At 69.8% G+C, this 19,972-nt stretch carries 18 protein-coding genes; 10 read left to right on the top strand and 8 right to left on the bottom strand.

Annotated elements, in window-relative coordinates:
- Positions 1 to 399: 399 nt before the first annotated feature.
- Positions 400 to 1,320 carry a hypothetical protein gene (locus LR948_RS17515; RefSeq protein ID WP_232755385.1) on the bottom strand — a complete coding sequence of 307 codons (921 nt, stop codon included), beginning with the start codon at positions 1,318 to 1,320 and terminating at the stop codon, positions 400 to 402.
- Between the two features lie 182 nt (positions 1,321 to 1,502).
- On the opposite strand from LR948_RS17515, the gene LR948_RS17510 reads away from it, so the two are divergent.
- Positions 1,503 to 2,615: a Ppx/GppA phosphatase family protein gene (locus tag LR948_RS17510; protein ID WP_232755384.1), complete on the top strand. Its 1,113-nt coding sequence runs from the start codon at positions 1,503 to 1,505 to the stop codon at positions 2,613 to 2,615.
- Positions 2,616 to 2,698: 83 nt separating this feature from the next.
- Positions 2,699 to 3,451, top strand: coding sequence for an RlmE family RNA methyltransferase (locus LR948_RS17505; protein WP_232755383.1), 753 nt, complete (start codon positions 2,699 to 2,701; stop codon positions 3,449 to 3,451).
- Positions 3,452 to 3,584: 133 nt separating this feature from the next.
- Here the strand turns inward: LR948_RS17505 and betI are convergent, their stop codons facing one another.
- The gene (gene betI / locus LR948_RS17500) at positions 3,585 to 4,154 is read right to left on the bottom strand and encodes a transcriptional regulator BetI (RefSeq protein WP_232755382.1); all 570 of its coding nucleotides are present in this window, start codon (positions 4,152 to 4,154) and stop codon (positions 3,585 to 3,587) included.
- A gap of 107 nt (positions 4,155 to 4,261) precedes the next feature.
- On the opposite strand from betI, the gene choW reads away from it, so the two are divergent.
- The 3 genes from choW to LR948_RS17485 all read left to right on the top strand — a co-directional run bounded on the left by choW (position 4,262) and on the right by LR948_RS17485 (position 7,066).
- Positions 4,262 to 5,101 (top strand): choline ABC transporter permease subunit, encoded by an 840-nt coding sequence (choW, locus tag LR948_RS17495; protein WP_232755381.1) that lies wholly within the window; start codon positions 4,262 to 4,264, stop codon positions 5,099 to 5,101.
- Positions 5,098 to 6,129 carry a choline ABC transporter ATP-binding protein gene (choV, locus tag LR948_RS17490; RefSeq protein ID WP_232755380.1) on the top strand — a complete coding sequence of 344 codons (1,032 nt, stop codon included), beginning with the start codon at positions 5,098 to 5,100 and terminating at the stop codon, positions 6,127 to 6,129. Before choW ends, choV begins: the two co-directional genes overlap by 4 nt.
- Positions 6,130 to 6,190: 61 nt before the next feature.
- Entirely contained in the window at positions 6,191 to 7,066 is an 876-nt protein-coding gene (locus LR948_RS17485) for a glycosyltransferase family 2 protein (protein WP_232755379.1), read from the top strand.
- A 167-nt stretch (positions 7,067 to 7,233) separates the two neighbouring features.
- Here LR948_RS17485 and LR948_RS17480 read toward each other — a convergent pair whose 3' ends face one another.
- Together LR948_RS17480 and LR948_RS17475 are read right to left on the bottom strand one after the other, a co-directional pair.
- The gene (locus LR948_RS17480) at positions 7,234 to 7,767 is read right to left on the bottom strand and encodes a hypothetical protein (RefSeq protein WP_232755378.1); all 534 of its coding nucleotides are present in this window, start codon (positions 7,765 to 7,767) and stop codon (positions 7,234 to 7,236) included.
- A gap of 166 nt (positions 7,768 to 7,933) precedes the next feature.
- Positions 7,934 to 9,313: a dipeptidase gene (locus LR948_RS17475; RefSeq protein WP_232755377.1), complete on the bottom strand. Its 1,380-nt coding sequence runs from the start codon at positions 9,311 to 9,313 to the stop codon at positions 7,934 to 7,936.
- Between the two features lie 347 nt (positions 9,314 to 9,660).
- On the opposite strand from LR948_RS17475, the gene hemA reads away from it, so the two are divergent.
- From hemA to ispG, 3 genes are all read left to right on the top strand, one after another.
- Positions 9,661 to 10,884 (top strand): 5-aminolevulinate synthase, encoded by a 1,224-nt coding sequence (gene hemA, locus LR948_RS17470; protein WP_232755376.1) that lies wholly within the window; start codon positions 9,661 to 9,663, stop codon positions 10,882 to 10,884.
- 173 nt (positions 10,885 to 11,057) lie between these two features.
- Positions 11,058 to 12,341, top strand: a complete 1,284-nt coding sequence (locus tag LR948_RS17465; protein WP_370635007.1) for a helix-turn-helix domain-containing protein — start codon at positions 11,058 to 11,060, stop codon at positions 12,339 to 12,341.
- 93 nt (positions 12,342 to 12,434) lie between these two features.
- The gene (ispG, locus tag LR948_RS17460) at positions 12,435 to 13,577 is read left to right on the top strand and encodes a flavodoxin-dependent (E)-4-hydroxy-3-methylbut-2-enyl-diphosphate synthase (RefSeq protein WP_232755374.1); all 1,143 of its coding nucleotides are present in this window, start codon (positions 12,435 to 12,437) and stop codon (positions 13,575 to 13,577) included.
- A gap of 33 nt (positions 13,578 to 13,610) precedes the next feature.
- Here the strand turns inward: ispG and LR948_RS17455 are convergent, their stop codons facing one another.
- The 4 genes from LR948_RS17455 to LR948_RS17440 all read right to left on the bottom strand — a co-directional run bounded on the left by LR948_RS17455 (position 13,611) and on the right by LR948_RS17440 (position 17,208).
- Positions 13,611 to 14,384, bottom strand: coding sequence for a transglutaminase family protein (locus LR948_RS17455; protein WP_232755373.1), 774 nt, complete (start codon positions 14,382 to 14,384; stop codon positions 13,611 to 13,613).
- A 68-nt stretch (positions 14,385 to 14,452) separates the two neighbouring features.
- Entirely contained in the window at positions 14,453 to 15,109 is a 657-nt protein-coding gene (locus LR948_RS17450) for a hypothetical protein (RefSeq protein WP_232755372.1), read from the bottom strand.
- Positions 15,109 to 15,861, bottom strand: coding sequence for a DsbA family protein (locus LR948_RS17445; protein ID WP_232755371.1), 753 nt, complete (start codon positions 15,859 to 15,861; stop codon positions 15,109 to 15,111). The genes LR948_RS17450 and LR948_RS17445 overlap by 1 nt, the downstream gene beginning before the upstream one ends.
- 27 nt (positions 15,862 to 15,888) lie before the next feature.
- The gene (locus tag LR948_RS17440; protein ID WP_232755370.1) at positions 15,889 to 17,208 is read right to left on the bottom strand and encodes a M48 family metalloprotease; all 1,320 of its coding nucleotides are present in this window, start codon (positions 17,206 to 17,208) and stop codon (positions 15,889 to 15,891) included.
- Between the two features lie 52 nt (positions 17,209 to 17,260).
- Between LR948_RS17440 and LR948_RS17435 the strand changes: the two genes are divergently transcribed.
- Positions 17,261 to 18,406: a pyridoxal phosphate-dependent aminotransferase gene (locus tag LR948_RS17435; protein ID WP_232755369.1), complete on the top strand. Its 1,146-nt coding sequence runs from the start codon at positions 17,261 to 17,263 to the stop codon at positions 18,404 to 18,406.
- A 244-nt stretch (positions 18,407 to 18,650) separates the two neighbouring features.
- Entirely contained in the window at positions 18,651 to 19,895 is a 1,245-nt protein-coding gene (locus tag LR948_RS17430) for an N-acetylmuramoyl-L-alanine amidase (RefSeq protein ID WP_232755368.1), read from the top strand.
- Positions 19,896 to 19,972: the final 77 nt, after the last annotated feature.

Genomic DNA, 19,972 nt, shown 5'->3' with positions numbered 1-19,972 from the left:
GGGATCGGAAAAAGGCTCACCGTCTTGGTGAGCCGGGCTCATGTTGTGGGGTGGAGGGGTGTGTTGCGGCGGTTGGTCTTGTGTGGCTCCCTCTCACCCCGCGCCTCTTGCGCCCGAATAGCATCGAAGATGCCGGGCGCGCGCCGGACCGGCCCCTTGGGCCGGCGCTCCTTGGGGTGGCGCGCATAGCTCCCCCCTAGCCCTGACCTTGCCGGGATAAAGTGCTTTGCTCGGATGTCAGAAGCGCCGGCCCCCGGTCCGGCGCGCGCCCTCTGTTGGGATGGGTGGTGAGGGGGCAGGGCGGCAGCCGGACACTCAGTGCCAGAGGTCAGCCCCGGTCGGTCTTAGGTCAATCCTCACCGACCACGACCGAACCACCCTCAACCACGCCCCAACCCCTCACCCCGCCGCGGGCTGCGGCGCGGTGACCAGGCGCACGCCGGGCATGGCGGCGACGACCTCGAGGTCGCGGCTGTAGCGCTCGCGCAGCACACCGACCTCCTCGGGGGTGAAAGCGGCGATGGGCGGCGCGCTCCGGTCCTCGGCGTGCGCGCGGATCAGCGCCCGGACCTGGCGGGCCGTCTGGCCCGGGTCTGCCGAGAAACCCGCCTGGATCGCGTGGCAGGCGGCATCGCTGGCCGAGACGTTGTAGCGCCGGGCGAGCGGCGTGAGCCCCTCCTGGGACAACTCCGGCATCAGCGCCCGCAGGAGCCCCGCGTGATCGGGCCGGTCCTCGTAGCGCAGCACCACCAGGCTCTCGGAGGCCAGCGCCGCCTGGATGTCGGCGATGAGCTCGGGCCAGCCGCGCGCCGCCGCCAGGAACCGCGGCGCATAGTCGGAAAATGGCGCGATCTTCCGGAACTCGCAGCGCTTGCGGTAGGCGGAAGGGTAGAAGCTGTCGTAGCTGCGCGTCACGAAGACCACCCGGCGCACCGGACGCGCGAGCGCCGCCTTCAGAAACCCCATGCGCTCGCGCGCAGCGCGGTAGGGGGCATCGGCGAAGATCGCGTTGAAACTGCCGGGGATGTTCTCCTCGGAGATCAAGGTCCGCGCCCGGCGGTTCACCCGCGCCTCGGAGAGCGCCTCGTCGCGCAGGACCGCGCGCTCTTCCAGCTCGCCGCGCCGGAAGTGGCGCGCGTCGGGCAGGCGCAGGCGCAGCGAGCCCGGGCTCAAGCCGTCGCGATTGGCCACCGCGAGGTTGATCCCCATGTCGGCGAAGGCGTCCTCGTTCGAGGCCAGGAACTCCTGGAAGGAGCCGGTCCCGGTGCGATGCGCGCCGAGGTGCAGGTAGAGCCCCTCGGGGGGCAGGGTGATCTGCATGGGCGCGGGTCCGCTCTTGCTCAAATTCCCGCGATGATCCCCGCCAAATCCCCGCACGGCAAGCGTTTTCGCGCCATGCGCGGGCCCTCGGGCGGGCCGCCCGGCGACCCAGATCCGTGTTGCCGAGCCTTGCCCAAATGCGTATCGTGGGCTCAAGTTGAAATCCGGAAAGGCGCATGATCATGGCGCCAGAGCGTCCCAAAGGTGCGGGCGCTTTCCTGCAACCGGTCGAGAGCCCCGCGCCAGAAGGCCCGGATCCAGGCGAGCTGTATGCCGCGCTGGATTTGGGCACAAACAGTTGCCGTATGCTGATCGCCCAGCCCAAGGGCAGTCAGTTCCATGTGGTCGACAGCTTTTCCCGCTCCGTGCAGCTGGGCTACGGGCTCGAGCGGACGGGCCGGCTGTCGCGCGGCTCGATGGGCCGCACCGTCGCGGCCCTCAGGGTCTGCCAGCAGAAGATCAAGCGGCACAACGTCCAGCGCATGCGGCTGGTGGCGACCGAAGCCTGCCGCCGCGCTGCCAATGCGCGCGATTTCATCCGACGGGTGAAGCGCGAAAGCGGCCTCTCGCTCGAGATCATCCAGCCCGAGGAAGAGGCCCGGCTGGCGGTGATCTCCTGCGCGCCGCTGGTCTCGACCCGCACCGAGCAGCTCCTGGTCGTGGACATCGGCGGCGGCTCGACCGAGCTGGTCTGGATCGACCTCTCCTCGGTGCCGAAACGCGACCGGCCGCGGGCGATCATGCGGCTGCACGCGGGCTTCCACGCCCCCGAGAGCCCCTTTCCGGCGGCCAAGGTGGTCGACTGGATCTCGGTGCCCCTAGGCGTCGCGACGCTGCGCGACCAGTTCTCGGACGTCGAGGACGACGCCGCGCGCTACGCGCTGATGTCCTGGTACTTCGAGGAGAACCTCGCCGAGTTCGCGCCCTACAAGGACGAACAGGCGCGCGAGGGCTTCCAGATCGTCGGCACCAGCGGCACGGTGACCACGGTCGCGGCCTCGCACCTCGGGCTCAAGCGCTACGACCGCACCAAGGTCGACGGGCTGCGCATGAGTTCCGACCAGATCGAGGCGGTGATCCAGAACTACCTGGCCATGGGCCCCGAGGGCCGCCGCCGCGATCCGCGCATCGGCCAGGACCGCCACGCGCTGATCATGTCGGGCGCGGCGATCCTGCAGGCGCTCCTGCGCTGCTGGCCGACCGATCGGCTCTCGGTGGCCGACCGGGGCTTGCGCGAGGGGCTGCTCTACGCGCAGATGTCGGCCGACGGCGTGCTCGAGGACGCGCTTTACTGAACCGCGGCGCCGTGCGAAGGCGCGGGCTGCGGGGCGCGCGGCCTAGGCCCCTCGCGAGGCTGGCAGACGGGAAGACTTGGACCATGGCGAAGAAGATCGGAGACCGGAAAAGCTCGGGCCGGGGGCAGCGCGAGCTGAAGACCAAGGTCAAGACCGCGCGCGGGCGCAAGCTCTCCTCCACGCGCTGGCTGCAGCGCCAGCTCAACGATCCTTACGTGAAGCGCGCCAAGGCCGAGGGCTACCGCGGCCGCGCCGCTTTCAAGATCCTGGAACTGGACGAGAAATATCGCTTCCTCGTGCCCGGTGCGCGGGTCGTGGACCTGGGCTGTGCCCCCGGCGGCTGGTGCCAGGTCGCGGTGCGCCGGGTCAACGCGCTGAACGAGAAGCCGGGCAAGGCCCAGGGCCGGGTCCTGGGCGTCGACCTGCAGGAGGTCGAGCCGATCCCCGGCGCCGAGATCCACCAGCTCGATTTCCTCGAGGACGACGCCGACGCCAAGGTCAAGGACTGGCTTGGCGGGGCGGCGGATGTGGTCATGTCGGACATGGCGGCCTCCTCCTCGGGGCACAAGCAGACCGACCATCTGCGCATCGTGGCGCTCTGCGAGGCGGCGGCGGAGTTCGCCTTCGACGTGCTGGAAGAGGGCGGCACCTTCGTCGCCAAGGTGCTGGCCGGCGGGGCGGAGACCGAGCTGCAGACGCTTCTGAAGCAGCGCTTCACCAAGGTCGCCAACGTCAAGCCGCCGGCTTCGCGCAGCGATTCCTCGGAGAAATTCGTGGTGGCGACGGGCTATCGCCCGCGCCGCGGTGCCCCCACCGAGGAGGGCGCGGAGGACTGAGCGCGGTCCCCGCGCGGGCTGGTCCGACGCGGGGGCGGGGCGCTGCTGCGTGCGGACCGACGCGGGCGCGGACCGATCCGACGAAGGGGCCGAGCCCAACTCTATTGAAAACGTCCTGCCGGACCGCCGCGCCTCAGGCCGCGATCTCGGCCTCGAGCGCGGCCAGCACCTGGGCGATGGCGGGCGCGGGATCGACGGCGTTGCGGTCGAGCGCGAAGCGCAGGTAAAGCCCGTCGACCAGCCCCGCGATGCGCTCGGCGGCGCCATGGGCGCGCTCGGAGCCGACCAGCGGGCGCAGGTCGTGCACCAGGTTGGAATGGAACCGCCGGTGATAGAGCGCCAGCAGCCGCTGGGCCTCGGGCGAGGTCTGGGCTAGGACGTAGAAGTTCAGCCAGGCCGCCACCGCGCCATCCTCGAAATGGCTGGGCGCGAAGCTCGCGCGCAGGATCGCCTCGAGCCGGGCGGCGGGGCCCTCGGCTTCGTGCAGCGCCGCGACCACCTGGCCATGGAAGGCGCGCAGGATCGCCCGCATCGCGGCGAGGAAGAGCTGCTCCTTGTCGCCGAAGTAATGGAAGGCCAGCCCGGGAGAGACCCCGGCGCGGCGGGCGATCTTGCCCACGGTGACATTGAGCGTGCCTTCCGCGCCGATCTCGCGCAGGGTGGCTTCGATCAGGTCGGCGCGGCGTCGAATTTCCTTGGTCATCCGGGTGGATATTCCCTTTGAGCCAGACTCCGGTTGCAATGAAAGCATAAAGCGTGATTAATTGACCCGTCAATCAACAATACGCCAGTAACCAGGAGCGCCCCGCGATGCTCGAGACGCTGACCGATTACAAGATACCCGTAGGGGACACCGCCGAGGCGGTGTTCGACTGGATCCGCAGCAACCTGGGATTCCTGCTCGATGCGCTCTCCTGGCTCATGGAGATGATGATCGACGGGATCCTCTGGACCCTGGAGACCCCGCATCCCTTCGTGGTCATCGCCGCCTTCGTGGCGATCACCTGGGTGCTGCAGCGCAACTGGAAGATCTGCCTCTTCGTGGCGCTGGGTTTCCTCTTCGTGCTGAACCAGGACTACTGGACCGAGACGCTGGAAAGCCTGACGCTGATCCTCTCGGCCTGCGTGGTCTGCATGGGCGTCGGCGTGCCGATCGGCATCGCCGCAGCGCATCGGCCGAAGCTATACACCGCGCTGCGTCCGATCCTCGACCTGATGCAGACGCTGCCGACCTTCGTCTACCTGATCCCGGCGATCGTCTTCTTCGGCATCGGCATGGTGCCGGGGCTGATCGCCACGGTGATCTTCGTGGTGCCCGCGCCGATCCGGCTGACCTACCTGGGCATCTCCTCGACGCCGACCGCGCTCAAGGAGGCGGCGACCGCCTTCGGCGCCACCCCGCGCCAGCTGCTCTGGAAGGTCGAGATGCCCTCGGCCTTTCCGCAGATCATGGCGGGGCTGAACCAGACCATCATGCTGTCGCTGTCGATGGTGGTGATCGCCGCGCTGGTGGGCGCCGACGGGCTGGGCGTGCCGGTGGTGCGCGCGCTGAACCAGGTGAACACCTCGCTCGGCTTCGAATCCGGCTTCGTCATCGTCGTCGTGGCCATCATGCTCGACCGCATCCTCAACATGGGAGACCGCAAATGACCCATGCCGTGAAGATCGACAATGTCTCCATCGTCTTCGGAGACGAACCCGAAACCGCCCTGCCGATGATGGACGCCGGCAAGGACCGCCCCGAGATCCAGCGCGAGACCGGCCAGGTGCTGGGCGTGCACGATTGCTCCATCGACGTGGAAGAGGGCGAGATCCTGGTGCTCATGGGCCTTTCCGGCTCGGGCAAATCCACTCTCCTCCGCGCGATCAACGGGCTGAACCCGGTGGTGCGCGGCAAGGTCGAGGTCAGCGACGGCGGCAGCATGGTCGATGTGACCCATGCCCCCGCGGCCGAGCTGCGCCGGATGCGACTCAACCGCGTCGCCATGGTGTTCCAGCAGTTCGGCCTGCTGCCCTGGCGCACGGTGCGCGAGAACGTGGCGCTTGGCCTGGAGCTGGGCGGGCTCAGCAAGGACGAGCGGCTCGAGAAGGCCGACCGGCAGCTCGGGCTCGTCGGGCTCGACGGCTGGGGCGACCGCAAGGTCGGCGACCTCTCGGGCGGCATGCAGCAGCGCGTGGGCCTGGCGCGGGCCTTCGTGACCGACGCGCCGATCCTGCTCATGGACGAGCCCTTCTCGGCGCTCGACCCGCTGATCCGCAACAAGCTGCAGGACGAGCTGCTGGAGCTGCAGCGCGAGCTCAAGCGCACGATCATCTTCGTCTCCCACGACCTCGATGAGGCCTTCAAGATCGGCAACCGCATCGCCATCATGGAAGGCGGCCGGATCGTGCAATGCGGGCGCCCGCAGGAGATCTACTCCAAGCCCGCCAACGACTATGTGGCCGAGTTCGTCGCCCATATGAACCCGCTCGGCGTGCTGACCGCCCGCGACGTCATGGAGCCCGCCGAGGGCGCCTGCGAGGTCCGCGTGCCCGCCGACATGCATGTGGCCGACGTCATGCGCCGCTGCGCCGAGGCCGATGCGCCGGTCGGTGTGGAAGAGGGCGGCGCGCTTCTCGGCCAGGTCAGCGAGACCGGGCTGTTGAAACGGCTCCTCGATCCGCGCGCGGAGGGCTGACGCCGCGCGCCGCCGGGGCTAAGCTCGGGCCTCAGACCCCGCGAAGGAGGCCCGAGCAGAGATGCAGACCCATGCCGCCGCCCTGACCATGGTGCGGGACGACACCTTCTTCCTCGACAAATGGCTGCGCTACTACGGCGGGCTCTTCGGGCGGGAAAACTGCTACGTGGTCAACCACGGGCGCGGCCCGGAGGTCGCCGAGATGGCGGCGGGCTGCAATGTCATCGGCCTGCCGGGCCAGGCCGACCCGATGTTCGAACGCAAGCGCTGGCGGCTTCTGAACGGCATGGTGGCCGGGCTCCTGGGCTATTACGCCCATGTCGTGGTGGGCGATGTCGACGAGCTGGTCGTGATGGACCCCGCCACGGGGCAGGACCTGCTGAGCTGGCTCGCGACCAAGCGGCGGCCGCGGGTCTACACGCCCATCGGGCTCGACGTGATCCACCGCATCGACCGCGAAGAGGCGCCGGTGGGCGACCATGTCCTCGGCCCGCGCCGGCACGTGAAGCTTCTGCCCTATCACTCCAAACCTTGCGTCCTCGGCCGGCCCGCGCAGCTGTCGCGGGGCGGGCATTACGCCAAGGCCGAGAACCTCAACACGCCCGAGGGGCTTTATCTCTTCCACCTGAAATTCTGCGACTTCGGGCAGTATGTGCGCGCCATGGACCGCCGCAACGCGGTGGTCGAGGAGATCGGCGTGGGCGTGAAGGAGACTTCGATCGGGCGGCACTGGTTCGCCGAGGCGCGCGGCGAGGACCGCGCCGTCTTCGAGAGCTTCCGGCTGCTCGAGGAGCGTTCGGGCTTCGAGCTGGACTGGCTGCGCCGGGAGATGCAGGAAAGCTGGGCCCCGCGCGGGGAGACCGGGTTCTGGCAGTTCGACCGGAAGGACTACGGGGTGCTGTATCAGCTGCCGGAGCGGTTCTTCGGGGTGATCTGAGAGGTCGGCGCCGGGGGCGTGGCGGCGATCGTTTTGGCGCGGCGTGATGTCATGCTTATCGTGCATATTTCAATGACATAGAGGGCACTCTTTCAGTGGCACTGAAAGCTCATGCGTTGCTGGTCTGACGTCGATCTCTCCACGCCAAACCGCCCGTCATGCGCCCCTTACTCGATGGTGCGCGAGACGAAGCGCAGCTCCGCCGCGTCGATGTTCAGCCGCTCCTGCGCGCCGCGCGAGGCGTCGCGGGCGATGCGGTCGCCCTCGGCGCCGAGAAGCGCGAGGCCCGCGCGGTAGGTCTCGCTGGGCACCTGCAGGACCAGAAGCGCCCCGAGCGCCCCGACGACGAGCCCGCCCGGCGCGCCCCGGCGGGCGCGCTTGGCGAAGAGGCACTGAAGCGCAAACGCCGCAAGCCGCAGGACGCCGTAGATCGCCAGCGCCGTGACCCCGCCCAGAAGCCAGAGCCGATGATCGGCGCCGAGGCTGCCCTGCGCCAGGCTCTCGGAGATGGCCGCGCGGTTCTGCACCAGCGCGGTCAGGCAGAGGCTCAGGCTGAAACCCAGCATGGCCCAGAGGGCCGGCCTCTCGCTCTGCGCCCGGGGCCGGGCACGGGACACGCCGTGGCGCGCGTAATGCGGATCGAGCCGCGTCACGCGGGCCCGGAAATCCGCCTGGTCGAGTTTTCGGAAACGCCTCTGCATGAGGCGATTACCACGAAGGAATGTGGCGCAATGAAAGAGCACCGGCGGCGCTCGCGTGGAGGCGGCGGCGGGATGCCTCGGGCCGCGCAGGGCCCGAGGTCGATTTGTCATGCAAGATCAGCGCCCTGGCGCGCCGCCTTCACGTGCACGCCAAGGCTCGACGCCCTCAGCTTTGCCCCAGCGCCTCGAGGATGCGCGCCCAGCTGCGGATGCCCTTGTGGAAGCTCTGCACGTCGTATTTCTCGTTCGGGGAATGGATCGCGTCGTCGTCCTTGGCGAAGCCGATCAGCATGCTCTCCATGCCCAGGATCGAGGAGAAATACCCCGCGATCGGGATCGAGCCGCCCATGCCCGCGAAGACCGCCTCGCGGTCCCATTCCGCGCTCAGCGCGCCGCGGGCCTTCTCGAACTCGGGCCGGGTGATGTCCATGACCGAAGCCTTGGCCCCGTCGAGCGAGCCTTCCCAGACCACCTCGGAATCGGTCGGCAGCCGGGCCTCGACATGGGCGCGCAGCGCCTGGCGCACCGCCGCGGGGTCCTGGTCGCCGACCAGCCGGCAGGTCAGCTTGCAGTGGGCCTCGGCGGGGATCACCGTCTTGGTGCCCGCGCCGGTGTAGCCGCCCCACATGCCGTTGACCTCGAGCGTCGGGCGGGCCCAGACCTGCTCCATCGCCGAGAAGGCCTCTTCGCCATGCGCCCGGCTCATGCCGATGCGGCCCAGGAAGCTGCCCTCGTCGAAGCCCGCGTTGGCCCATTGCGCGCGCAGCTCGTCGGACAGCTCGGGCACGCCGTCGTAGAAGCCCTCGACCGCGACCGCGCCGCTTTCGTCGTGGAAGCTGGCCACCAGCTTGGAAATCTCGCGCAGGGGGTTCAGCGCCGGGCCGCCGTAAAGCCCCGAATGCAGGTCCATCTTCGGGCCCTTGAGGGTGAACTCCTCCTTCAGCATGCCGCGCAGCTGGGTGGCGATGGAGGGCAGGCCGGGCGCGGCCATGGTGGTGTCGCAGATCAGCGCCACATCGGCCTTCAGCTCCTCGGCGTGCTCTTTCATGAAGGGCACCAGCGAGGGCGAGCCGGATTCCTCCTCGCCCTCGAAGAAGAAGGTGATCTTGCAGGGCAGGGCGCCGTTCTCTGCGATATAGGCGCGGCAGGCCTCGACAAAGGTCATCAGCTGGCCCTTGTCGTCCGAGGCGCCCCGGGCGCGGATGACGCGGCCGTCCTCGGTCTCCTCGATGGCGGGATCGAAGGGGTCGCGGTGCCAGAGCTCCAGCGGATCGACCGGCTGCACGTCGTAGTGGCCGTAGAACAGGAGGTGCGGCCCCGGCCCGTCGACATGGGCGACAACCATCGGATGGCCCGGCGTCTCGCGCTTCTCGGCGGCGATGCCCATGGAGCGCAGGTCCTCGACCAGCCAGTCGGCGGCCTTGGTGCATTCGGCCTTGTAGGCCGGATCGGTCGAGATCGATTGCACCCGCAGGAGGTCGAAGAGCCGGTCGAGCGCGGCGTCGAGATCCTGGTCGATACGAGAGAGAACGGCGTCGAGAGACATGGGGAGAGGGCCTTTCCTGTTCGGATTTGGCGCGACGGTATCAGCCGGGCAGGCGGTGTCCAGAGCGACCCCGGGGCGCCCGCGGGCGCCTGCCAAATGGTCGCGACAGGCGCGTGCGGGCTTGCCCCGGGGCGGTTTCGGGCGAAATGATGGGCTGCGGCTGGAAGGGATGCCCTTGTTTCCGATCGGAACGCGGGTTTTCCCAAAGGCCGCGGGCGGCCATATGACGGGGGCGGGCTGCGCCCCTCGGTCGCGGTCGGGAGCGGTTGTCTTGCGCGGATCCGCGCTTTAGTGAACCGGGACCGGCGACGCGGCGGGCCCGGCCCGCCCTGAGAAGGAGACATGGCGTGGACTACGGCGCGCAACTGACCCAAGCGATCGACCGCCTTCACGACGAAGGCCGGTACCGCACCTTCATCGACATCGAGCGCCGCCAGGGCCAGTTCCCGCACGCCACCTGGACCCGGCCCGACGGGCAGGAGACGCCGATCACCGTCTGGTGCGGCAACGACTATCTGGGCATGGGCCAGCATCCCGTGGTCCTGTCGGCCATGCACGAGGCCATCGACGCCACCGGCGCGGGCTCGGGCGGGACGCGCAACATCTCGGGCACCACGGTCTATCACAAGCGGCTCGAGGCCGAGCTGGCGGATCTGCACGGCAAGGAGGCGGCGCTGCTCTTCACCTCCGCCTATATCGCCAATGACGCCACGCTCTCGACGCTGCCGAAGCTCTTTCCCGGGCTGATCATCTATTCCGACGAGCTGAACCACGCCTCGATGATCGAGGGCGTGCGCCGCAACGGCGGGGCCAAGCGCATCTTCCGTCACAACGACGTCGAGCACCTGCGCGCGCTTCTCGAGGCCGACGACCCGGCGGCGCCGAAGCTCATCGCCTTCGAGTCGGTCTATTCGATGGACGGCGATTTCGGCCCGATCGAGGCGATCTGCGACCTCGCCGACGAGTTCGGCGCGCTGACCTATATCGACGAGGTCCATGCCGTGGGCATGTATGGCCCGCGCGGCGGTGGCGTGACCGAGCGCGACCACTTGGCCCACCGGATCGACATCATCAACGGCACGCTGGCCAAGGCTTACGGCGTCATGGGCGGCTATATCGCGGCCTCGGCGAAGATGTGCGACGCGATCCGCTCCTATGCGCCGGGCTTCATCTTCACCACCTCGCTGCCGCCAGCGGTGGCGGCGGGCGCCGCGGCCTCTGTTGCGCATTTGAAACAGGACCAGGCGCTGCGCGAGCGGCACCAGACCCAGGCGGCGATCCTGAAGACCCGGCTCAAGGGCATGGGCCTGCCGATCATCGATCACGGCAGCCACATCGTGCCGGTGATCGTCGGCGACCCGGTGCACACCAAGAAGCTTTCCGACATGCTTCTTGAGGGTTACGGGATCTACGTGCAGCCGATCAACTTCCCGACCGTGCCGCGCGGCACCGAGCGGCTGCGCTTCACGCCCTCGCCGGTGCATGGCCCGCGCGAGATCGATCACCTCGTCCGCGCCATGGACGAGCTGTGGTCGCATTGTGCGCTGAATCGTGCCGACCTGAGCGCCTGATCCCCAAAAGTCTTAGTTTCCCGTTGCTTTGTGGTATAACGACGGGAAATAACGCCGCGACACGAATCGTGGCATAGTCTCCCGGACCGGACAGCCGGGTGGCTCATGGGAAGAGTGGGGCAGATGCCATGATCGGGCGCAAATCCCGAATTGATGAAGAACACCCCCCGGTCGTGCCGCAAAGCTACGACGACTTCGAGGTGCGCCTCGGAGATGTAATGCGCGGCGAACGCGCGACCATGGGGAAATCGCTGCTCGACGTGGAACGCGAGCTGCGGATCAAGGCGAATTACATCGCCGCGATCGAGAATTGCGACCCCACCGCCTTCGACACCCCGGGCTTCATCGCCGGCTACGTGCGCTCCTACTCGCGCTACCTCGGGCTCGACCCGGACGAAGCCTATGCCCAGTTCTGCACCGAAAGCGGCTTCGCCACCGCCCACGGCATGTCCGATGCCGCCTCGACGGTGAAGAAGAAGCGCGACGTGGTGGCCGAGCCGGTCTCGGGCGACCGCGATCCCTTTGCCGATCCGCGGATCTCCTTCGCGCCGACCGGCGACAGTTTCCTGAGCCGGATCGAGCCGGGGGCCATCGGTTCCACGCTGGTGCTTCTGGCGCTGGTGGGCGGGCTTGGCTACGGCGGCTGGAGCGTGCTGCAGGAAGTCCAGCGCGTGCGGCTGACGCCGGTCGACCAGACCCCCGTGGTGCTGTCCGATCTCGACCCCGTCGAGGCCGCGACCGCGGAGCCCGCCGAGGGCACCGAGACCGCCGATGCCGGGGGCGCGGGCGTCTTCACGCCGCCCTCCTCCGAGGCGCTCGATCGCCTTTACCGCCCGCAGGCGCTGGACGTGCCGGTCCTGGTGGCCCGCGACGCGCCGATCTCCACGCTCGATCCCGCCAGCGTCGGCGCCTTCGCCGAGGCCGATCGCCGCAGCCTGCCGCGCGGCGAGACGCCGGACAGCGCGCCGCGCGACTTCGCCGCGCTCGGCACCCAGCGCGACACCGCCACCTCGGGCGTCGAGGGCGCCCTGGCCGAGGCGCTCGGCGTCGCGGCGGAAGCCGCCGATGCCGCGCCGCAAAGCCCGCAGGTCCTCGAGGCGGCGGGCCCCGGCGTCACCATGCTGGCCGTGCGCCCTGCCTGGGTGCGGGTCCGCTCGGCCGACGGTACGGTGATCTACGAGGCGATCATGAACGCCGGCGACACCTTCGAGGTGCCGCGCACCGAGGAGCCGCCGACCCTGCGGGTGGGCGAGTCCGGCGCGGTCTATTTCGCCATGCAGGGCCGCACCTACGGCCCCGTCGGCCCGCGCGGTTCGGTCACCTCGGACCTGGCGCTGTCGGTCGACAACCTCTCTTCGACCTACCAGGTCGCCGAGATCGACACCGACGCGGATCTCGCCCGGGTCGTGGCCGAGCTGAACATCTCGGGCGCCGCCACCACTCCCGAGGCGGAGTGACCGCGCGGCTTGCAAGCCCTGCGCCAGCCTACTAGCTAGATCCTGAAGAGGTGCCGCGGCAGCTGCGCGGCGCACGGGTGAAAGGAGCAGGCGATGAGCCTCAACCACGTCCGTCCCTGGCGCAACATCTACCGCCGCAAGTCCCGCCAGATCCACGTCGGATCGGTGCCGGTCGGGGGCGATGCGCCGATCTCGGTGCAGACCATGACCAACACCGCCACGACCGACGTCAAGGCGACGCTGGCGCAGATCGAGGCCTCGGCCGAGGCCGGCGCCGACATCGTGCGGGTCTCTGTGCCCGACGAGGCTTCGGCCAAGGCGATGAAGGAGATCTGCCGCGAAAGCCCGGTGCCGATCGTGGCCGACATCCACTTCCACTACCGCCGCGGGATCGAGGCCGCCGAGGCCGGTGCCGCCTGCCTGCGCATCAACCCCGGCAACATCGGCAGCCAGGACCGCGTCCGCGAGGTGATCCAGGCCGCCCGCGATCACGGCTGCTCCATGCGCATCGGGGTGAACGCCGGCTCGCTCGAGAAGCACCTTCTTGAGAAATACGGCGAGCCCTGTCCCGACGCCATGGTCGAATCCGGGCTCGATCACATCAAGGTGCTGCAGGACAACGACTTTCACGAGTTCAAGATTTCCTGCAAGGCCTCGGATGTCTTCATGGCCGCCGCCGCTTACCAGCAGCTGGCCGAACAGACCGACGCGCCCATTCACCTTGGGATCACCGAGGCGGGCGGGCTGATGTCCGGCACGATCAAGAGCTCGATCGGCCTCGGCAACCTCCTATGGATGGGTATCGGCGACACGCTGCGCGTCTCGCTCTCGGCCGATCCGGTCGAAGAGGTGCGCGTCGGCTACGAGATCCTGAAATCGCTGGGCCTGCGCCACCGGGGTGTGAACATCATCTCCTGCCCCTCCTGCGCGCGGCAGGGCTTTGACGTGATCAAGACCGTCGAGACGCTGGAAGACCGGCTGGCCCATATCAAGACGCCGATGTCGCTCTCGATCATCGGCTGCGTGGTGAACGGGCCGGGCGAGGCGCTGATGACCGACGTCGGCTTCACTGGCGGCGGCGCGGGCTCGGGCATGGTCTACCTGGCGGGCAAGGCCAGCCACAAGATGTCCAACGACCAGATGATCGACCATATCGTCGAAGAGGTCGAGAAACGCGCCGAGGCGATCGAGCGCGGCGAGGCCGAGCGCCCCGAAGAGGCCGAACCGGCCGAGTGAGCGGGGGCGGGCCGCCTTGGCCCGCGCCGCGTCTCAAAGCTCCGAGACCATGACGCTCTGCCGCATCAGCGTGGTGGGGCCGTAGCTTGTCAGGAAGGCCACGTCGGTGGCGTCGCGGCCGACGCAGATCCGGGCGATCTGGTCGGGGCGGCACATGCCGGTCGGATCGACCATGTGCCAGCGCCCCTCGAGGAAGACCTCGGCCACCAGGTGGAAATCCTGCGGTGTCACGTTCAGCCCGTAGCAGCTCACCACCCGCGCCGGGATGGTGCCCGCGCGCGCCAGCGTCACCAGCATATGCGCGAAGTCGCGGCAGACCCCCTGGCGGGTCACGAAGGTCTCGAGCGCCGAGGTCTCGGGCCCCGAGGCGCCGGGCACATAGGCGAAGTTCCGGCGCACGAACTCCTCGATCTCGACCACCAGCGCGCCGCCGCCGAGGCCCGGGAAGGCCGTCGAGAGGTAGCTCATGAACTTGTCCGAGGGGCAGTAGCGCGAGGGCAGAAGGTATTTCACCACGTCGCGCGGCAGGTCCGCCGGGCTGTCCGAGCGCAGGCTCGCCACATCCGCGACCTCGCGGTCGATTGCCACCTCGGCGGTGTAGTCGAGCGTCAGCGCCTCGGCCTCGTGGAACCAGAGCCGCAGGCCGATCTCGTCCTCGGCGGGGTTGATCCGCGCCTGGGCGCCATGCGTGGTCAGCTGTTCCTCGCGGATGCCCTGGTCGTGCAGGGCGGCGGCATTGATCTGCACCAGGCAGTCGGTGGGCGCATCAAGCGCGTAATCGAGCGTGACGTCGATCTTCAGGGTCATCGAGCCTCCGGGGCCGCCGCGCGGGTGTCGTCGTGGAAAGGGTCGGATGGCACGCCGCGGCAGCGACCTCAGGGTGAGAGATATCGCTCGAGAACGAAAGAGGGGACCTGCCCGCGCACCATCATGTCGGGCAGCACGTAGGACGGGACGGCATCGAGCGTCAACCGGTCCATGAGCGCGGCCCCGCGCGGGCTGCCCGCGTCGATCTCCGTGGCGGTGAGGCCCAGCTTGTCGAGCAGGGTCACGAGCTCGGCCTGGGCCTCGGCGCAGGTTTGGCAGCCCGCTTCGGTGACGAAGGCGAGCGCGGGTTCGGTCCCGGCGGCCCCGAGCCGGGGCCAGGCGGGATCGAAGAGCGCCGCGCGCGCCTCGGTGAGCGTCGCGAGGTCGGCCTCGCGCTCCTCGGCGTAGATGTCGGCGGCCTCGGGGACGGTGGGCGTCAGCGCCCGGCCGACGATCTCGGGCTCGTCGAGGATCAGAGCGCGCAGCTCAGCGCCGAAGGCCGCGCGGGTCTCGGGAGTCGCGAAACCGGGCCTTTGCCGCGCACTCTCGGGGGTGTTCTGCGCCCCGCGCCGGGGGGCCGCCTCGGGGATCGAGGACAGGCCCCGCGGTTCGGCGCTGTCTTGCGGGATCGTGGAGGTGTCCCGCGCCGCGGCGGGCGCGGCATAGGGCAGGGTGGCCGCAACGCCCGCACAGAGCGCCGCGGCCAGGCCATGGCGTGCCGGCATCAGCCCTCCTGGCGTTCGGCGGCGACGATCTCCTGCATCTCCTCGAGGCTGACGTAGCCGCGCACCAGCTGGTCGCCCATCACGAAGGTCGGGGTGCCGCGGATCGCCAGCTGTTCGGCGACCTGCCGGGTCTCGGCGATCTGCCGGGTCACCGCCTCGGAGTTCATCTCGGCCAGGATCGCGTCGGCATCGAGGTCGAAACCCCCGGCAAGCCGGCGCAGCGCCGCCTCGCTGGGCTCGCTCGTCATCTCCATCAGCGCGTCATGCACCTGCTTGTAGGCGGCCTCGCCCGCGACATTGCCGGTGGCGATGGCGAAGCGCGACATGATCACCGAAGCCTCGCCGAGGATCGGGAACTCCTTCAGCACGAAGCGGATGTTGCCGTCGCCGGCCACCAGCGCCTCGACCTCGTCCTTGGCCCGGCGGCAGTAGCCGCAGCGGTAGTCCATGAATTCGACCACGGTGATGTCGCCCTCGGGGTTGCCCCCGACCCAGGACATGCCGTCGTTGAAGATCGCGTCGGAATTGGCGGTCAGCGCCTGTTCGGCGGCGGCGGCCTCCTGTTCGGCCTGCCGGGCCTCGAGCGCGTTCACCGCCTCGATGATGACCTCGGGGTTGTCCATGAGGTAGGCGCGGACCTCGGCGCGGAAGGCGCCGCGCTCGGCCTCGGACATGTCGGTCACGTCGATGGTCTGCGCGGTGGCGCTGCCGGCGAGGGTCAGCGCCAGGGCGGTCAGGGCGGGTTTCAGCATGAAGGCTCCTTTGGTCATGTCTCGGGCTCAGCGGCGCCTTGCGGCGCTCTGGGCGATGAGGGCCACGTCCTCGGCGCGGCGCCAGGCGGGGGCTCCGCGCGGCAGCAGCGCCAGGGCGCGGTCGGCGTGGATCTTGGCGTCGGCCAGCCGGCCCTGCAGGGCGTAGCGTTCGGCGGTCGCGACCGAGGCCATGCCGGTCTGTCCGGTCTGGGCATAGGCGACCGAGAGGTCACGAAGCAAGCGCGGATCCTGGGGATCGCGCGCATAGGCGGCCTCGAGCGCGGAAAGCGCGCCCCGGGCATCCCCGGCGGCAAGCTGCGCGCGGCCAAGCCCGGCCAGGATCAGCGGATGGCCGGGGGCAAAGCGGGTGGCCTGGCGGTAGGCCTGGATCGCGGCGCGGGCCTCGCGGCTCTCGAGCAGGATCTGGCCCTTCAGGTCCAGCAGGAAGGGATCGTTCGGGCGCAGCGCCAGCGCCGCATCGAGCGCGCGCAGGGCCCGGGTCTTGTCGGCGCGGCGGTGGTGGGCCACGGCCTCGCGCATGTGGCGGATGTCGGTCGTGGCGCTGTCGCCCGCGCGCTTCAGCGTCCAGCCGGGATGCCGCTGAAAGGCCGAGAGCTTGCCTTGTGCGCGGGCAAACCAATAGGCCGCGCCGGAGTCCTGGGGGATGTCGGCGGAATGCGCCTTGGCCAGCGCCTGCAGCGTGCGCAGCCGGTCGCGCGACAGCGGATGGGTCAGCATGTAGGGATCCTGCCGCGAGACCGAGAGGGCCTCCTGCCCGCGGAATATCTCCATCACCTCGACCGCGCCCACCGGGTCGATGCCCGCGCGCAGCATGTAGCGCACCGCGCTTTGATCGGCCGAGGCTTCCTCGGCCCGGGTATGGGCCAGGAGCCGCCTCAGCGCCGAGGAGGAGGTGCCGATGGCGATGCCCAGCCCGGCCTCGGCGTTCTGCGTCGCGGCCACCCCCGCCAGCACCAGCCCCAAGCCCGCCGCGGTCCGCGCCGAGCGCATGTTGGCGGCGCGGCGCGGGATATGGCCGTTGGCGATATGGGCGGCCTCATGGGCGATCACCGCCTGCAGCGCGCGGGCGGTGTCGAGCTTCAGCACCAGCCCGGAATGGATCAGGATGTGCCGGTTGTCGGCGATGAAGGCATTGAGGCTCGGGTCGTCGACCAGCAGGATCTTCACCGCCCGGGGGCTCAGCCCCGCGGCGTTCAGGATCGGGCGCGCCAGCTCGTCGAGGGCATATTCGATATCCGCGTCGCGCAGCACCGTCAGCGCCCGCGCGGGCGTGCCCGCCACGAGCGCCAGGCAGAGGCTCAGCATCAAGACCCGGATCGCCCGCATTGACTGTCCGCCCCGCTCCTTTCAGACATGGCGCGACTTTAGAGAGGGCAAGATGCGGAACTCAAGACGGGGCGATGTCGATCCCTTCATTGTGATGGACGTCATGGAGCAGGCCCGCGCGGCCGAGGAGGCGGGGCGCCGGATCATCCACATGGAGGTCGGCCAGCCGGGCACCGCGGCGCCGAAAGCCGCCCGCGAGGCGCTCGCCCGCGAGATGGAGAGCGGCGCGCTTGGCTATACCGTGGCGCTGGGTCTGCCGGCGCTCCGGGCGCGGATCGCGGGGCTTTACAAGGAATGGTACGGCGTCGATCTCGACCCCGCGCGGGTGGTGGTGACGCCGGGCTCTTCGGGAGCCTTCATCCTGGCCTTCACCGCGCTGTTCGACGCGGGCGAGACGGTGGCCCTGGGGCGGCCGGGTTATCCCTCCTACCGGCAGATCCTGCGGGCGCTGGACCTTCAGGCCTGCGAGGTGGAATCCTCGGACGAAAACCGCCTGCAGCCAACGCCCGCCGACCTCGCGCCGCATGACTGGCAGGGGCTCATGGTGGCCTCGCCGGCCAATCCCACCGGCACCATGCTGAACCGCGCCGCGCTCTCGGACCTGATCGGCTGCGCGCAGGACCGGGGGGCCGCCTTCATCTCGGACGAGATCTACCACGGCATCGAATACGAGGGCCGGGCGGTCTCGGCGCTGGAGATTTCTGACGACCTCTGCGTGATCAACTCCTTCTCGAAGTATTTCTCGATGACCGGCTGGCGCGTGGGCTGGATGGTCATGCCCGAGGCGCAGCTGCGCCAGGTCGAGCGGTTGGCGCAGAACCTCTTCATCTGTGCGCCCCATGCGGCGCAGGTGGCCGCGCTTGGCGCGCTCGACGCCCGCGACGAGCTCGAGGCGAACATGGCGGTCTACCGCCGCAACCGCGCGCTGATGCTCGAGGGGCTGCCGAAGGCGGGTTTCGACCGCATCGCGCCGCCCGACGGGGCCTTCTACGTCTATGCCGACGTGTCGCATCTGACGACGGACAGCCGCGCTTTCGCCGCGGAGATCCTGGAGCAAGCCGGGGTCGCGGTGACGCCGGGGCTGGATTTCGACCCCGCGCGGGGCGGGCAGACGCTGCGCTTCTCCTACGCCCGGGCGAGCGAGGACATCGAGGAGGGTCTGGCGCGGCTCAAGACCTTCATGGAGGCGCGGAGCTGAGTGAGGGGCGGCGGGGCCTGCGCGGGCGGGTTGGTGCTGTTCGCTTAGGGTGCGCCGCCTCGGGGAACGGAGCGGGCGGATTGCTGGCGCGGAGCTGAGCGCGGACACCGCGCCCTGCCACGCCCCTCCGCGACAAAAGGCCCCCCGCGCCACCAACTCCCGGCAAGTCACGGGCGCCCGCAAAGGGCAGACGGCGGCGCGGGGCTTCATTATACTTGCGTGAGACGGGCAAGAGATCGGGCAGATGATCAGGCGGATCGCATTACTTCTGGGCCTCGCCCTGGCGGGCTTCGGCGCGCCCGAAGAGACGCGCGCGCAGGAGCCCGCGCTTGGCGCGCTGGCGCGGCTCGACGCCGCGCAAAGCGGGATCGAGGACCTGGGCTGGGGCCGGGGCACCGAGATCACCCTCGCGCTGAGCCAGGGCGTGCCCTGGCGGATCTTCACCCTCGACGCGCCGCAGCGGCTGGTGCTCGACTTCCGCGAGGTCGATTGGGGCGGCGTGGAAGGCCCCGCACTCGACCGCTCCGAGCGGGTGCGCGAGGTGCGCACCGGCCCGTACCGCGAAGGCTGGACCCGGCTCGTGGCGCTGCTGGAGGAACCCATGGCGGTGGAACGCGCGGGCCTGCGCATCGCCGAGGACAGCGGAACCGCGCGGCTGACCGTCCGGCTGCAACCCACAGACGCCGAAAGCTTCGCCGCCGCGGCGGGCGCCCTGCGCGATCCGCGCTGGGACCTGCCGGATCCGGCCCCCGTGACCGCCCGCCCGCGCGGCGGCCGCGAAGGGCGGCCCCTGCGGGTCATGCTCGATCCCGGCCACGGCGGCATCGACCCCGGCGCCGAACACGGCGGGGCGGACGAGTCGGACCTGATGCTGATCTTCGCCCGCGAGTTGAAGGAGGTGCTTCTGCGCGCCGGCGGCTTCGAGGTGGCGATGACCCGCGACGAGGATGTCTTCGTCTCGCTCGAGGCGCGCGTCGCCGCCGCCCAGGAGGCCGAGGCCGACGTCTTCCTGTCGCTGCATGCCGATGCGCTGGCCGAGGGCATCGCCCGCGGTGCCACGGTCTACACCCTCTCCGAGGAGGCCTCGGACGCGGCCTCGGCGGCGCTGGCCGCGCGGCACGACCGCGACGACATCCTGGCCGGGCTCGACCTCGCGCGGACCGACGACCGGGTGGCCGATGTGCTGATGGATCTCGCCCGGCTCGACACCGCGCCGCGCAGCGCGGCGCTGGCCCGGGCGCTGGTCGCGGGCATCGACAACGCCACCGGCAACGTGCACAAGCGCCCGCTGCGCTCGGCCGGCTTCTCGGTCCTGAAAAGCGCCGACATCCCTTCCGTCCTGATCGAAGTGGGCTACCTGTCGACCCCGGCGGAGCTGCGCAACCTGCAGGACGGCGCCTGGCGCGCGGGCATGGCCGCGGGCATCCGCGACGGGCTGTCGGCCTGGCTGATCGAGGATGCCGCGCTCGAAGGTCTGCGGCGCAAATGACGACATTCGGGGTGCCGCTGCGCGGGACCCCGCCGAAGCTCAAAAAGATCGTGTTTTGACGCCTGCGCGCGGAGTCT

Source organism: Roseivivax sp. GX 12232 (assembly GCF_021272185.1).
Classification (GTDB): Bacteria; Pseudomonadota; Alphaproteobacteria; order Rhodobacterales; family Rhodobacteraceae; genus Roseivivax.
This window is presented reverse-complemented; position numbering and strand designations above follow the sequence as displayed.